Annotated in this window: 8 protein-coding genes and 1 pseudogene; 3 read left to right on the top strand and 6 right to left on the bottom strand. The window is 65.1% G+C overall.

Annotation, left to right across the window (positions count from 1 at the left end):
• Positions 1-68: 68 nt before the first annotated feature.
• Positions 69-2,990 carry an ATP-binding protein gene (locus tag BPHY_RS28615; protein ID WP_012404947.1) on the bottom strand — a complete coding sequence of 974 codons (2,922 nt, stop codon included), beginning with the start codon at positions 2,988-2,990 and terminating at the stop codon, positions 69-71.
• Positions 2,991-3,473: 483 nt separating this feature from the next.
• Here BPHY_RS28615 and BPHY_RS28610 point away from each other — a divergent pair, with 483 nt between their 5' ends.
• Positions 3,474-4,388, top strand: coding sequence for a helix-turn-helix domain-containing protein (locus BPHY_RS28610; RefSeq protein ID WP_012404946.1), 915 nt, complete (start codon positions 3,474-3,476; stop codon positions 4,386-4,388).
• A gap of 8 nt (positions 4,389-4,396) precedes the next feature.
• Here the strand turns inward: BPHY_RS28610 and BPHY_RS41455 are convergent.
• Both BPHY_RS41455 and BPHY_RS28600 read right to left on the bottom strand, forming a co-directional pair.
• Positions 4,397-4,540 (bottom strand): annotated as a pseudogene (locus BPHY_RS41455) (HlyD family secretion protein); the annotation flags it as partial.
• Between the two features lie 463 nt (positions 4,541-5,003).
• Positions 5,004-7,202, bottom strand: a complete 2,199-nt coding sequence (locus tag BPHY_RS28600; protein WP_041765594.1) for an FUSC family protein — start codon at positions 7,200-7,202, stop codon at positions 5,004-5,006.
• A 230-nt stretch (positions 7,203-7,432) separates the two neighbouring features.
• On the opposite strand from BPHY_RS28600, the gene BPHY_RS28595 reads away from it, so the two are divergent.
• Positions 7,433-8,353, top strand: coding sequence for a LysR family transcriptional regulator (locus tag BPHY_RS28595; protein WP_012404944.1), 921 nt, complete (start codon positions 7,433-7,435; stop codon positions 8,351-8,353).
• 32 nt (positions 8,354-8,385) lie between these two features.
• Here BPHY_RS28595 and BPHY_RS28590 read toward each other — a convergent pair whose 3' ends face one another.
• The 3 genes from BPHY_RS28590 to BPHY_RS28580 all read right to left on the bottom strand — a co-directional run bounded on the left by BPHY_RS28590 (position 8,386) and on the right by BPHY_RS28580 (position 13,265).
• Positions 8,386-10,362 (bottom strand): ATP-binding protein, encoded by a 1,977-nt coding sequence (locus BPHY_RS28590; RefSeq protein ID WP_012404943.1) that lies wholly within the window; start codon positions 10,360-10,362, stop codon positions 8,386-8,388.
• Positions 10,363-10,838: 476 nt separating this feature from the next.
• Positions 10,839-12,581 carry an FAD-dependent oxidoreductase gene (locus tag BPHY_RS28585; protein WP_012404941.1) on the bottom strand — a complete coding sequence of 581 codons (1,743 nt, stop codon included), beginning with the start codon at positions 12,579-12,581 and terminating at the stop codon, positions 10,839-10,841.
• A 42-nt stretch (positions 12,582-12,623) separates the two neighbouring features.
• The gene (locus tag BPHY_RS28580) at positions 12,624-13,265 is read right to left on the bottom strand and encodes an HD domain-containing protein (RefSeq protein ID WP_012404940.1); all 642 of its coding nucleotides are present in this window, start codon (positions 13,263-13,265) and stop codon (positions 12,624-12,626) included.
• Positions 13,266-13,734: 469 nt separating this feature from the next.
• On the opposite strand from BPHY_RS28580, the gene BPHY_RS28575 reads away from it, so the two are divergent.
• On the top strand, positions 13,735-14,940 hold the full coding sequence (locus tag BPHY_RS28575; protein ID WP_012404938.1) for an FAD binding domain-containing protein: 1,206 nt from the start codon (positions 13,735-13,737) through the stop codon (positions 14,938-14,940).
• Positions 14,941-15,010: the final 70 nt, after the last annotated feature.

Below are 15,010 nucleotides of genomic sequence, written 5' to 3'. Positions count from 1 at the left end.
CGCCGAAGCGGCGCACGATAACCTTGCGGAATTTTCAGGCAGGGCTAGCCGGTCCAGCCCATCGAGCTTCACATGCCGCCCGCCATCACGGGCCGCCCGCTGTCCGCATCGAGATCGTGCGACTGATCTGCGGCGCGCGCTGCATGCAGCAGTTGCGCGAGGCGACGGATATCGGGCGCGTTCGATTGCAGGTCGATGCGGGTGCTCATGTCGGCGACCAGCGACGAAGCGCGCGCCGTCTCGCCGCGTTCAAGCAGATGATCCACGAAGGTCAGCACCGCGCGCAGTTCGAGCATCGGCGCATGCTGCTCTCTCGCCGTCTGCATCGCGTCGCGCAAATGGCGCCGGCCTTGCGCTTCGAATTCGCCGGCCATCGACGCGCGCCCGCCCGACTGGATCGCACGCGCATGCTGCAGCGCCGCTACACCCTGCACGCGCTGCAGCTCCGCGATGAAGAAATGCTCGCCATGCGCGAGGCAAAATTCCAGCGCCTCGTCGAGCCGGGTCCGCGCTTCGGCGATGCGCCCCGTGCGCGCCAGCGCCTCCGCGCAGATCGCGATCATCGGCGTCAGCACGCGCCGGAAGCCGCACGACATCAAGCGTTGCAGCGCCCGTTCGAGCTTCGCGAGACCTGCCTGCGGATGGCCCTGAAGAATATCGAGGTGACCCGCGTGACACTCGGCATATGCCTGCCAGATTTCGAAGCGGTTCAACGCAACCTGCGATTGCAGCACGGCGAGATAGCGCGACGCCGTTTCGAGCTGGCCGCATTGCAGCGCGATGGGCACAGCAGCAACAGCCAGCACGTGACTAAGCGACGGCTCCAGCATGTCGGGCCGAAGCGAGTTGACGATGTTCTCGACAAGCTGCATCGCCTGCTCGGGATGCCCCTGCATCCATACGATCCGCGCGAGCGTACCGTTGCCGAAGTTGAACGGATCGACGGGAAGATCGACGCAATCTGCCGCGTCCGCGCCGAGTTCCGTCAGCGCAGCAATGGCCCGCTCGAGCCGCACGCGCGCCTGCTCCTGTTCGCCGAAGCAATGCAGCGAGACGGCGATCATCTCGGCGCCGAGGACCTGTTGCCACGGCGTGCCGCAGCGCTCCGCAAACGCCTGAAAGCGCGTAGCAAAGCGGAACGACGCGTGAATGTCCGAACACGCGAGCGTCGAATTCCACGCGCCCCATAATGCGCGCGCCTCGAAGGCTTCGTCGCGTGCCTCGCGCGCGAGCACCAGCACGCGTTTCCATAATGGGCCCGCCTCGTGTACGTCGCCGCCCGCATGCAGCAGCGTCGACGCGTACGCGGAACACAGGCGCATTTCGCACAGCGTGTCGACAGAACCGGGCGGCAGCGCGTCGAGCGCGGCCAGCGCGCGGCGCGAGCGCTCATGGCATTCGTGCAGCAGGCCACCCTGCAGCAGCGTGCCGACGAGCGATCCCGCCAGCGCGACGCCAAGCGCCGGATTGCCGCCCGGCGAGAACGCCCATTCGAAAGCGGCACGCGCGTCATCGAGCGCGAGACGGGGCTCGGTGGCAGGAAGTCCCTGCGCCATATCCCCGATGGGCATCTTGCCGTGCTCGATCCGCTCCCGCAGGTACTGCATGTGCCGCGACGCGATGCGCTGCAACTCGCCTTCGTCGCGCAGTTTTTCCATCGCGTAGGCACGGGTGGATTCCGTCAGCCGGTATTGCGCGATCGCGCCGTAGAACTCGACGGTCAACAGCGACTTCGTCGCCAGCTCGCTCAAGCTCGAAATGACGGCCGCGATGGGCATGTCGGGCTCGGTGGCGACCGTGCAAACGGCGTCGAAGGTGAACGCGCCCGCGAAGAAGCCGAGCCGCCTGAACAGCATCCGCGAGGCCGCGTCGAGCAGCGCGTAGCTCCAGTCGAAGGTCGCACGCAGTGTCTGATGACGCGGCAACGCCGAGCGCAGCCCGCCCGTCAACAGATTCAGGCGATCGTCGAGCCGCGACGCCACGCCTTCCACACCGAGCGTCGCCACGCGTGCAGCCGCCAGTTCGATCGCGAGCGGAAGGCCTTCGAGCCGCCGGCAGATTTCGCCGACGAGACGGATGGTCTCTTCGTCGGCGCCGCAGTCGGGCGCGACCGACTGCGCACGGGTCAGAAACAGTTCGACGGCCGAATGCGCGAGGATTGCGCTGGCGGACGAGTCGGTCGCGGGCACCGCGAGCGGCTCGATGCGAAACACCGACTCCGCCCAGATGTGCAAAGGCTCGCGGCTGGTCACCAGCACGCGCAGTGCATGGGCACGCGCGGTCAGCGCTTCGACGAGCGTGGCGATCACGTCGATCACGTGCTCGGCGTTGTCGAGCACGAGCACGCACGGCGCGGCAGCGAGCACGTCGGCAAGGCGCTCCTGGGTCAGATAGTCGTCAGACGCGTCGATCCGCAATGCGCCCGCGAGTGCCTTGAGCACGGCTTCGCGCGTCGACGCCCTGGCCAGTTCGACGAAGCATACCGGCTCGCCCAGGCGGTCGCGCATCTCCCGCGCGACATGAACGGCAAGGCACGTCTTGCCGATGCCGCCCGCGCCGACCAGCGTAACGACGCAAGCCTGCCCCAGACGGTCGACGATCTGCGCCACTTCGACATGACGTCCGACCAGCGTCGCGGCGCAGGCAGGCAGCCCGCCGCTCGATGGCGCGCCGCTCTGGCGTTCCGCCGCGCGCGCGTGACGGCTCTCCGACACGAGCATATATCCGCGCCCCGGCACCGTCTTGATGAGTTCGCGGTCCGCGCCGAACAGCTTGCGCAGCGCCGCAATGTGTACCTGGAGCCGGTTCTCTTCGACGATGGAACCGGGCCACACGGCGTCCATGATCGCGTCCTTCGACACGATCCCGCCGTCCGCGCGATGCAGCACTTCGAGAATATCGAACGCACGGGCGCCGATCCGCACCGGGCGACCCTGCTGACGGATCTCTCGCTGTTCGAAGTTGACGAGCAATGTGCCGATCTGAATCATGGCCTCTCCAGCAAACGCTGTTCGCGAGTTCGATTGACCGATGGTGTGCACCTGATTGAAGGTCGAGGATCGGGCGCGCGTGCCGCGCGCCGCGAGTGCGTTCATTGGCCCGCGCACAGTGCGCCGCCATCCGGCCCACTAATTGGGCTGTCGACGGGCAAATGGGCGGGTCAAAACAAAAATGTCTGGAAGGATTGTAAACAGGCCGTCATCGGGTGTCTTGAACAATAGTGACCTGATTAGACAATGTGAGGGGTATTTCGCCGCTCTATGACGCCGACTTCATATTCAGGCATTGCGCGTGGATCAATGACTGCAAGCAGTCGAATTCCGCCAAAATAGCCGCCCGTTCAATGCCTGGGAATCGCCCGGGCGTACGGACATTAAGCCCGACAAGACGCTTTGATTTATTGGCCGTGTTGGCTTCCGTGTAAACTGGCGCCGGTGATGTTTCACCGGCCATGCATGAACCGAGGAAATACCATGTCGACTTGCGTCCATCCCACGGCGGCCGCGCCGCCGAAGCCAAAGGACACCCTTGGATGCGTGTCGAGCAAATTGCTCAAGGACATCGAACTGGATATCGGCGACATGCGGTTCTACCGCAAATGCATGAACGCGGCGCATCTGGACCGCGTGGCGATGCCCGCCTGCGATCGGGGTTTTCTGGTCGGCATTTCACTGAACAGCGGGCATCGGCGGAAAATTTTTAACGGCGAGCGCACTGTCGCCAAACAGTTCGAATCGGATTCGATTTATATCCGCGATTTCTCCGACGATTATCGTGCGGACCTATATGGTAATTTCGACTTCGTACTGGTCGAATTATCGCGCGCATTCTTCACGCGGCTGAGCGACGAAACGGGCGGTCCGGACATTGGCGGGCTCACGTGCGGGCTCGAACAGAAAGATCCCGTGCTCGGTCACCTCGCGCGTGCGCTCGACGGCCACCTCACCCACTACAGCGCAAACGGTTCGCTGTTCGTCGAGCAGATGAGCGTCTTTGTCGGCACGCATCTCGCGCAGCGCTATGGCAATCTGCGACAGACGAGTCCGCGCGCGAAAGGCGCGCTGTCGCACGCGCACGAGGCGCGCGCGAAGGAACTGATGCTCGAACGCTCGCGCCACGGCGCATCTATCGCCGACGTCGCCAGCGAATGCAATCTGTCGCGCGGCTATTTCATCCGGGCCTTCACACGCGCCACGGGGCGCACGCCGCATCAGTGGCTGCTCGAACAGCGGGTCGCCGAGGCACGGAAGCTGATCGGCGCCACCGACATGTCGCTCACCGACATCGCGATCTTCTGCGGTTTCGCAGATCAAAGCCATCTGAGCCGCGTGTTCCTGAAATCCGTTGGCATGTCGCCGGGCACATGGCGGCGCACCGCGGGACGGTAGACAGCACGTCACGACCGTGCGTTCCCGTTCGTCTGCAACGTGACGGTGCAGGTCATACCCGCAGCGAGGTGAACGCCGGGCGGCACCCTGTCGAGATGCACGCGCACGGGCACACGCTGAGCCAGCCGCACCCACGTGAATATGGGGTTCACCTCTTGCTGTGCGAACTGTGCGTTCTGCGCAGCGAGCACGTCGAGAAACTCCGTGATGCCGTTGCGGTAGCCCGACTCGGCGAGCCGTGATGCGTCACGTGCCGAATCGAGCGTGGATTCGATCGACGCCTGCTGCGCGTCGAGCGCGCGCAGCGACGTGACCTGGGCGGCGACACCGCGCATCGCGTCGACGGAGCTTCCCGCAAGCCTGGATTACCCGACGTCGCGTCGCTGACGACTGCATCGAGTTGCGCATCGCCCCACTGACGCCACCATTGATCCGAAGGCCACGCGGCGTCTTGGCGCGCCGTGCGGATCGCGCTGCCGGGATCGAGCGACGCAGGGTTCAGTGCCGTCTCATGCGGTCGAATGCCGCCGCTGTCGATGCACGAGCACAGCAGCATGCTCAGCAGCGCCGCCGCTGATACGCGGCATGCAGTATTCAGCCAACACACGTGCCGATTCATCCCGATACTCCTTTCGCGTCTATCGTGCGCGCAGCGCTCACAGTCCGCCACAGTGACAGCGTGTCGTCCCTCAGCACCCGCGCGCTGAAATGCATCAGCCGGCGCATGCGCTCGATCGACAGCGAATCGGCTGCTTCCGCAGAAGATGTGACGCGCGAAAGTACCAGCCCGGCACGCTGCGTCGCGCCCATCGCGCGCACTCTCGCTTCCGGCGTCGCGGTAGACAACACGTCGGCCAGCGCATCGAGCCATGCGTTCTGAACCGCGCGCCAGCCGTCCGGCAACAATGTGGCCACGCGCTCCGTGTCCCTGCGGATGACGATGATCGCGCGGCCGAACTCCAGTGCTGCAAACGCCGACGCCATCAGCCGCGCCTGATCCACGCGTTCGCCGGCGGGCGCAGACGCGATCCGCATGATGAAGCCGCGCATGCCCGCGTCGAAGCGCGGCGAGAGATCGTCGAGGCCGCTGTCGCGCACGGACTTCGTGACCAGCGAGCGAATCTGCTTCAGATACTGCTTCGAGATCCAGTCGCCCGCGAGCGGCACGATCGTCGAAAACGCGACGGCGGCGGCAGCAATGCCGAGCGACAGGCCAAAGGCCGTATCGAGAAACTGCGCGGGATGATAGGTCACGGGATTCGCGACATTGACCGAGTAGCAGAAGAACACACCGAAGCCGAGACCGAGCGTCGCCGTTTTCGTGAACGTGTTCAGATACGCGCTCACCATGATGGGAAACGCGAGACAGGCGGCAAGCAATGGAAAACTGTCGAACAGCGGGAAGACGAAGAAGCTGAACAGAAAACCCGCCATCGCCCCGGCGACGCAGCCGCAGAACATCTGCCAGCTCGCGACGACGGGATCGGGCGCAAGCGTGAACAGCGCGCTGACGATCGCAACCGACACGAGCGCGCTCGATCCGCCGACCCAGCCCGACGCCAGCCACAACGCGCCTACCGTCAGCACGGCGGCCGCCGCGCGTACGCCGTTGATAACGGCTGCCGCACGGTCGGCGGTGGCGCGCGTGCTGTCGATATGCGTCAGCGCGCGCAGCACCGACTGATGCCACGAGCGCCCGTCGGCGCGGCGCGCTTCGACGACACTTCGGCACAGTTCGCGCAGATCGCGAACGAAGCCCTGCAGCGCCGCGCGCATCGTGCCGTCGAACATGCGCCGCGGCTGCCGTGCAGCGTGAATCGTATGGAGCAATGCATCGAGGCGGCCCGTCAGGTCGCGTTCGAATCCCGCCAGCGCCGCCGACAGCGCCTCGACTGGCTGTTCGACGGCTGCGCCCGGCGGCAAACCGTCAGGCACGATCGACAGCAGCGTATCGATCAGTTCACGCACCGCGTGCAGCACGCGCTCATCCGCTCCTGCCGATGCCTGCGCGAGCACTTCGCGCAGCCTATGCGTCGATGCGAGCGCATCGACGAAATGCGTATCGAGCTCGACGAACGCATGATGCTGCAAGCGGATCGACGGGTCTTCGAACACGGCGCCCGCGCGCAGGCTTTGCACGTTTGCGCGCTCGCGCAGCAGATCGAGCATCGTGCCGAAACCGTCCTGCGGCAGCGCCGCGCCGAGCAGCACGTGAACGGCGGCGAACAGATGAGCGATGTTGCCCTTGCTCGCCGCGTGCAGTTCCGGCGCCACGCGGCGCGGCAAGACCAGCGCACTGACGAGGCTCGCGCATGACACGCCGATCGCCACTTCGCTCACGGTATAGACGAGGTTGTCGAACACACCGTACGGATTCGACAAGGCGGGCAGCGACGTGATGGCCGTCGCATAGCCCGTCAGCAGAAATCCATACGACTGGAAGTTGCGGAAGTACGACGAGCCGAACACGCACAGCCCGATCCACGCAGCGAGCGCCAGCAGGAACGTCCACGGCGCCTGCGAAAACAGCGAGACCAGCAGCAGACCCGCGAGACTGCCGCCCAGCATGCCCAAGCCGCGATAGAAGCCGCGCGCGATCACCATGCCGCTTTGCTGGAACATCATCACGACGATGCACGACACCATTGCCGTCGCGGGGCCGCGCAGTTCGAGCAGCATGCATAAGCCCATCGCGAGCGTCGACGCAATCGCAACCTTCACGACATGCCTGAAGCGCGGATAGTCTTCGCTCCAGTACTGCCTGAGTTCGTCGCGCCACGGCGGCCGCGCCGCCGCGCCTGCATCGCAGTTCATAGGGTGCCCGTGTTGTGCTGATCGGTACGGCATGCGCGTCGGCGTGCGCGGCATGCGTACTACGCGTATGGTCGAGGCATAGAGTGTGTGCGAAACGGCCTCGCACCGATTGCCGAATCGCACGCTCATGCCTGCATGCCGCAAACAATGGCATTCAAGTATTGCGCTAACGCGAGTGCGCCTGCATGCTATCGGCGACGATTCCTTCAACGCTTCACGCGACTGCATTCATGAACCTCTCCTTCGAAGTCCTCCAGGCGCTCGACGCGATCGATCGCACGGGCACGTTCGCCGCGGCGGCGGAAGAACTGCACAAAGTCCCTTCGTCGTTGACGTATCTGGTGCAGAAGCTGGAGGTCGATCTCGGCGTCAAGCTGTTCGAGCGTAGCGGACGCCGTGCGAAGCTCACACATGCGGGCAGGGTCATCGTCGAGGAAGGCCGGCGTCTGCTCGAAGCCGCGCGCGAACTCGAACAGAAAGCGAAGCGTATCGAGCATGGGTGGGAGTCGGAGTTGCGCGTGGCCGTCGACGAGATCATTCCATTCGACCTGATCTGGCCTCACGTGACCGACTTCTACAAGCTCAATCTCGGCACGCGGCTGATGTTGTCGAAGGAAACGCTGGGCGGCACATGGGATGCGCTGATCACGCGGCGCGCGGATCTGGTCGTCGGCGCAGCGGGCGACCCGCCGCCCATTGCGAACCTCGTCGCAAAGCCGATCGGCTCGCTGAAACATGTGTTCGCGGTCGCGCCGGGTCATCCGCTGGCATCAGCCGCCGAACCCTTGACGATGGATAACGTCGCGCGTCACCGGGCGGTCGCGATCAGCGATACGTCACGCAAGCTCGCGCCGCGCACGATCGCCCTCGCCGCCAATCAGGAGGTGCTGACCGTGCCGACGCTCGACGCCAAGCTCGCGGCTCAGATGAAGGGCCTCGGCGTCGGCACTGTGCCTGAATGTATCGCGGCGGGACCGATCAATCGCGGCCAGTTGGTGCGCAAGGAAGTCTGCGGCATGCGCGACGTCACGCATTTCTTTCTTGCGTGGCGCGACGACGAAGCGGGCAAGGCGCTGCGCTGGTGGGTCGATCAACTCGACCGGCGCAATCTCATCGACGATGTTGCGCAACGGCTCGCGGCCATGGGGTGAGTGCCGCGCTCCAGGCGTGATGCGTACCTGGACTACGGCGTGATGCTCAAATGCCGCGTCGACGCATCGGCATGCCGGCGTTCCCCGGACGCGCCGACCGGCCTCTGCACCAGCCCTTTCACTTGCAGCAGCAATTGCCCTGCAGCCTTGAAGTCATCGATGTCGCGCCCATTGCACGCATTCGCGCACGCTGATTGCAACAGTTGTGCAGCGCGCGCCTTGAATGTCTCGTCACCCGAGTCCAGTACCTCTTTCCAGATCGCATGCGTCTCGGCGTTGGGCCCGTGTGCGAGCACAAGCGACGCGCCGAGCGCGGCGAGCAGGCGCACCCGCGCGCGCGGCGACGCATGCGCGCAATCGCGCGTCGCGGGGAACGCAACGAGTGCGCGCCGCGCCCACACACAGCACTCGTCGATCAGCGACAGCTCATGGAACAGAAAAACGGCCTTGACAGACAAGGTCTCCCGCAACGCTTCGTCGCCATCGTCGGACAGCACCCACGCAAGCGCGGCACGCACCTCGTCGAGCAGCACCGGCATCCGGGTCCGCCAGCTTTCGCCAGCCGTCTTTCCCGCCAGGCCGCCATCGATCAGTGCCGACAGATAACGCGCGTGACTCAGCGCAACCATGCGCCGCTCGCCGTTGTCGTCGAGCTTTTGCAGCGCGTACATACGCGTCGTCTCCAGCAGGCGGAACGCCGCATGGCCCGGCTCCGTGCTCGCCACCACCAGCGACTTCTCGACCAGCGACGCCATCGCCGCAACCACATCGAGTTCGCGCGTGACGCGGTCCGCCGCGACGGCGATCGCAGCTTCGAGCGGAAAGCGGTCGGCGAACAGGCCGACCCGGCGCAGCGTCTTGCGCTCGGCTTCGTCGAGCAGCGCATGGCTCCAGTCGAGCGTCGCCTTCAGCGTCTGATGCCGCGGCAACGCCGTGCGCGTGCCGCCCGTCAACATGCCGAAGCGGTCGTCGAGATGCGCAGCGAGCGTATCGATGCCGAGCAGCGCCGCGCGCGCAGCCGCAAGCTCGATCGCAAGCGGAATGCCGTCTAGCCGCCTGCATACCATGCCAGTCACCTGGATGCTTGCCTCGTCGGCCGCGAAGCGCGCGTCGATCGCCCGCGCACGCGTCAGGAACAGGCTGACGGCGCTGCTGCGCAGCACCTGCAGCACGTCGTCGTTCGGCTCGGGCACATCCAGCGCGGGAACCCAGTACAACGTCTCCGACGGAATCCGCAAGGGCTCGCGGCTCGTCGACAGCACGCGCAGCTGCGCACACGCGTCCAGCAGATGGTGTGCGAGCTGCGCAGCGGCATCGACCACATGCTCACAGCTATCGAGCACGATGAGCATGCGCCGCCCGCCGATCGCCTCGACGATGCGCTCGCGCGTCGAAGCGCAGCCGTCGGGATGCACGCCGATCACGGACGCAAGCATCGCCAGCACGCCGCACATGTCCGACGCGGCGCTGAGCGGCACGAAATACACGCCTCCCGGCGCATCATCCAGCAGACGGCGCCCGACCTCGGTTGCGACACGGGTTTTGCCGATGCCGCCCGAGCCGATCAGCGTCACGTGACGCGCTTTGCCGAGCGCATCGCTCACATGCGCAATCGCTTCAGCACGGCCAATCAGCGCGGAATTGCAGGCAGGCAGGTTGTGCGGCGCGGCCGTCTGGCGCTCGACATATGAAGCGGCTGTATCGGCATGCCGCACGATGGCCGCGCCGCGCACGAGCCGGTAACCGCGCCCTGGAATGGTCTTGATCAGGTCGCGGCTGTCACCGAGCAGTTTGCGCAGCGCCGACATGTGCACCTGAAGGTTGTTGTCGCCGACCACCGATTCGGGCCAGATGCGCTCCAGGATCGCTTCCTTCGACACCAGTCCGCCCTGTGCCTCGATCAGCAATTCGAGCATGTCGAAGGCACGATTTCCAATGCGCACCGGCTTGCCGTCGACGCGTGCTTCACGGCATGCGAGGTCGATGTCGAGCGGTCCGATGCGGATCATGAGCGGATAGCGCAGGCGTGCGCACGCCACGCTTCACGGCGCGCGCCACTGTTTGAAAATAGCCAGGAATCTCTGGTCGAGCAGGACAGGATACTTAGCATGCTGCATACCGGTTGATGTGCTTGGCAGTCTAGAACGGCAAGGCTTGCGCATGGATGGAAAAATCCGAACGATCCATTCGAAAATTTTGAAGCCGGTGCGCAAGGAGCGGGAAAGGAGGCGTGCGATCGCAGAGCGCCGTCGCTTGCAGATCGCCCGCGGTCATCGCCTAGAAGCCGGGGGGTTTGCGTGCCCGCCATCGGTACGGCAGCGAATGCGTCGTCGGACACAGTCAACGCGCTGTACGCGCACCACACACGCGGACCAGCGCGCAGCCATGCCGCGCGCCATGCATGAAGATTCGCATGGGTTCTCTCTTTCGATTCGACATGCGCCGAAGCATAGCGAGTCCCACGCGCTGCCGCCGCTAATTGTTCTTAAATGTTCTGTGCGACTGTCGGGTGCTGCGCGAGATAGGCGTGAATCTGACTGACTACGGCCGCGCCGTCGCCGACAGCGGACGCCACGCGCTTGGTCGATTCGGAGCGCACGTCGCCCACTGCGAACATGCCGGGCAGACTCGTTTCGAGCGGATAGTGAATGCCCGTATCGACGTGCGTTGGCGTACGCCGCGCGAAGCCCGTCACGACGAACCCCCGGCTGTCCAGTTCGACGCCGCTCGACGCGAGCCAGTCTGTCTTGGGGTCCGCGCCGATGAACAGAAACAGATGACGCGTGTCGATGATCTCGTCCTCCGGGCCTTCGCCTTCCTTTTCGCGCCGCACGTGAACCTGCGTGAGACCGGCTTCATCGCCTTCGAGCGCCTTCAACGTGCAGCGCGTGCACACCGACACGTTCGGAAGCGAGCCGATCCGGTCGATCAGATACTTGGACATGCTCGCATTCAGGTCCGCGCCGCGAATCAGCACGCGGATGCTGCGCGCGAAGTTGGCGAGAAACACGGTCGCCTGTCCCGCCGAGTTGCCGCCGCCCATCAGCACGATGTCCTGGCCTTTGACGAGCTTGGCCTCGATGGGCGACGCCCAATAGTAGGTGCCGCGTCCTTCGTAACGGTCGAAGTCCGCGACGACGGGCTTCCGGTACGCCGCGCCGCTCGCGACGACGAGCGTGCGCGCGCTCACGCGCTGGCCGTCCATCAGCGTCAGCGCATAGGCGCCGTCCTGCGTATCCACGTTCATCACCTTGCCCGGTATGGCCAGATGCGCGCCGAACTTCAGCGCCTGCTGGAATGCGCGGGCCGCAAGCGCCTGGCCCGAGATGCCCGTCGGAAAGCCCAGATAGTTCTCGATGCGCGAGCTCGCGCCCGCCTGTCCGCCTGGCGCACGCTGGTCAAACACCGCAACGGACAGTCCTTCCGTGGCCGCATAGACGGCGGCAGCGAGTCCAGCAGGCCCGGCACCGACGATCGCCACGTCATAGATATGCGAGCCTTCGAACGTGGGCACGAGACCGAGGCACGACGCGAGTTGCGCTTCATCGGGTGCGCGCAGCACCGAGCCGTTCGGGCAGAACACGAGCGGGAAGTCGTCGGGGCCCGTCGTGATGTCCGACAGCAGCGTTGCGGCTTCGACGTCGTGGCGCGCGTCGATGACCATCGCGGGATATGCGTTGCGGCGCAGAAAGCCCTGCAATCTGACGAGCCGCGCATCGTCGCCATTGCCGACGATGATGGGGCCGAGCCCCTGCTCGATCAGGCCCAGCCTGCGAAGAATCAGCGCGCGCATGATGTGTTCGCCGAGTTGCGCGTCGGCGACGATCAACGCACGCAGCTTTTCCGGCGAGACGACCAGCGTCTCGCAATCGGTCAACGCGACGCCGTCGATCAATGCGGGCTTGCCCGATAGTTGCGCCATCTCGGCCATGAAGTGCCCGTCGTCGTGTTCGGTCACGAGCGTCGAGCGGCCAAAGCTGTCGCGCGAGAAGATCCGCACGCGCCCATGCAGCAGCACGAACAGGCCCAGTGCGATGCGCCCGGTTTCGAAGATCAGTTGGCCCGCCTTGAACGACATCGGCTGCGCGAAACGGCGCAGACTGCTGATTTCCGCCGAGGACAGCCGCGGAAACATCTGATGCTGGCGATACTCCAGCGACGAATAGGGCATCGCCAGGTCCGGCGCTGCCGCATCTGGCGAAGTGGAGAGAAGATCCGGGGTATTCATCGATCAACCTTCATTGAATGTTCTGACGTCGCGGGCATCCGCCTAGTTGGGCCATTCCGATCCCAGCACCAGCCCGCAGAAGTTAAGGCGCCGGTAGTCGGGATCCCATCGGTCGAGCACGTCCGCGTTCACGGTGCCGAAGGTCGTCTCGGGACGATGCACCATGCCGCGTGCGTATGCTTCGATCAGCTTCGACTTGAAGCCGCGTTCGCGCGGAAATGCCTGCACGATGGCGTCGCGCTGCTGCGCGGTGAACTCGTAATAGCGCGCGCCGCGCACGTCCATTTGGACACCGGCGCTGACAAGCAGCACGAGCGCGGACATGTGTTCCGGGATGCCCGGCGTGGTATGCAGCGCGACCGCGTTCCAGACGTCCTCTGCCGCGATTTTGCCGACCCCATGAGCGATCAGGAACTCGCGCGCCTCGTTCGCGCTATCGATCTCGAAGCGGTTCGGCGACCGGTTATAGCGCAGGCTCAACCCGACGTTGTGAAACAGCGTGCCGACGTACAGCAGTTCAGCATCGAATTCGAGCGCCTCCCGGATGCCCGTCAGTGCAGCGAATAGAAACGCGCGCAGCGCGTGATGCAGCGTCAGTTCCGATTCGACGCCGCGTATGTGCTCCAGTGCGGCCCGGGCCAGCGCGGTATCCGGCATATCGATGCCGGCAATATTCCTGTTCATCCAGTCTCCTCCGCGCGGGACGATGCCCCGGCCTGATGCTCCCGTGCAGCCGGCTATTCCGACGCATCGTGCAGCGTAGCAATACGGCGTAGAGAATACTTTGTCGGCTCATTAAAAAACCTTAATACGCAACGTGAATTTGCATGTGCCTGGTTCGGACGCGATGCGTGTCACCGGCTCGACATGCGCCGCACACGCGCTCGACATCGCGCAACACGCGCGGCGAAACAGATCGCGCTTTCACTAAACACGTTGCTGCGCGCGATGCGCGCGGGCACATCGCCCGCGGCGCTCGACTTTAAATTTCCTGAAACGCGCGCCTGATGCCTGCTCGCGTGGCATCGGGCTCTGGTTGCGCCCAGCGCAATGCGCGTTTGCAACGCAGACGGATTCAGCAAGCCGTGCGCAACGGATAAGGTGTGGGCATCCGAACTCACGCGTTGCCTCGCGCAACGCCCTGGAGCACAACATGAAACATCAGCCGTTGCCGCGAGCCGTCGTGATCGGCGGCTCGCTTGGCGGATTGTTCGCGGCCACGTCGCTGCGCGCGGCCGGCTGGCACGTCGAGGTCTTCGAAAGCTCGCCGAATCAACTGGACACGCGCGGCGGCGGCATCGTGCTTCAACCCGATGTGCTGCAGGCGGCCCGCTATGCAGGCGCCGCATTACCGAGCCCAGCCGGCGTGCGTTCCGGCGAACGCATCTATCTGGACCGTGGCGACAACATCGTCGAGCGGCTCGACATGCCGCAGACGCAAACGGCATGGAGCCTGCTCTATCGCGCGATGAAAGACGCCTTGCCCGCGCAATCATTGCATGCGGGCGAAACCTTCGTCGACTTCGAGCAGGACGGCGACGAGGTAGTCGCGCGCTTTGAAAGCGGGCGCGCCGAACGTGGCGATCTGCTGATCGGCGCTGACGGCATTCGTTCGACGCTGCGGCAGCGTCTGCTGCCCGACGTGACGCCGGCATACGCGGGCTACGTCGCATGGCGCGGACTCGTGCCGGAACAGGCACTACCCGCGCCCGCCGCCGACATGCTGCGCGAGCGCTTCGCGTTTCAGCACGGCGACGGTCATTCGGCGCTCGCTTATCTGATTCCCGGCGAACGGGACGAGACGCGTGTCGGCGAACGTCGCTGGAACTGGGTCTGGTATCGGCGCTACAGCGAGGATGTTTTGACGCGGTTGCTGGTCGACCGGTACGGCATGGCGCGCACAGGTTCGCTGCCGCCCGGCATGATGAAGCAGGCCGACATCGACCGTTTGCGCAACGACGCGCAGGCCGAACTCGGGCCGACGTTCCGCGCGCTCGTCGATTCGACGGCCGATCCCTTCATGCAGCCCATCGTCGATTTGCGCGCGCCGCGGATGGTGTTCGGACGCGCACTGCTGATCGGCGATGCCGCCGCCGTGCCGCGCCCTCACACGGCGGGCAGCACCGCAAAAGCGGCCGCCAACGCGCATTCGCTCGCGCTCGCGCTCGATCTCGCGAACGGCAGCGGTTTGTCGATCGACGAACGTCTTGCGCGCTGGGAGGCGCTACAGGTGCAGCGCAGCAAGCAGATGACGGATCTCGGCATCTCGCTCGGCAAGCGGTTGATGACTGTGGCGCCGCCGCTTTCACAACGATTCAGCGCGGCTTCAGGAATTTCCATACAAACGCCGATACGCTAGGTCGGTCCATGCGGGTCATGCACGTTGCCCCGCCACAGCCACGGGAGGAACGTTCTGTGACACGTGTGTC

The sequence above is a fragment of the Paraburkholderia phymatum STM815 genome (assembly GCF_000020045.1).
In the GTDB taxonomy this organism is placed as follows: Bacteria; Pseudomonadota; Gammaproteobacteria; order Burkholderiales; family Burkholderiaceae; genus Paraburkholderia; species Paraburkholderia phymatum.
The sequence above is the reverse complement of the archived record's forward strand: the minus strand, read 5'-3'. Positions and strand labels throughout refer to the sequence as shown.

Excerpts from the sequence above, each read along its gene's own strand:
- BPHY_RS28595 (WP_012404944.1), top strand. The coding sequence starts at position 7,433 with ATGAACCTCTCCTTCGAAGTCCTCCAGGCGCTCGACGCGATCGATCGC.
- BPHY_RS28600 (WP_041765594.1), bottom strand. The coding sequence starts at position 7,202 with ATGAACTGCGATGCAGGCGCGGCGGCGCGGCCGCCGTGGCGCGACGAA.
- BPHY_RS28575 (WP_012404938.1), top strand. The coding sequence starts at position 13,735 with ATGAAACATCAGCCGTTGCCGCGAGCCGTCGTGATCGGCGGCTCGCTT.
- BPHY_RS28610 (WP_012404946.1), top strand. The coding sequence starts at position 3,474 with ATGTCGACTTGCGTCCATCCCACGGCGGCCGCGCCGCCGAAGCCAAAG.
- BPHY_RS28615 (WP_012404947.1), bottom strand. The coding sequence starts at position 2,990 with ATGATTCAGATCGGCACATTGCTCGTCAACTTCGAACAGCGAGAGATC.
- BPHY_RS28580 (WP_012404940.1), bottom strand. The coding sequence starts at position 13,265 with ATGAACAGGAATATTGCCGGCATCGATATGCCGGATACCGCGCTGGCC.
- BPHY_RS28585 (WP_012404941.1), bottom strand. The coding sequence starts at position 12,581 with ATGAATACCCCGGATCTTCTCTCCACTTCGCCAGATGCGGCAGCGCCG.
- BPHY_RS28590 (WP_012404943.1), bottom strand. The coding sequence starts at position 10,362 with ATGATCCGCATCGGACCGCTCGACATCGACCTCGCATGCCGTGAAGCA.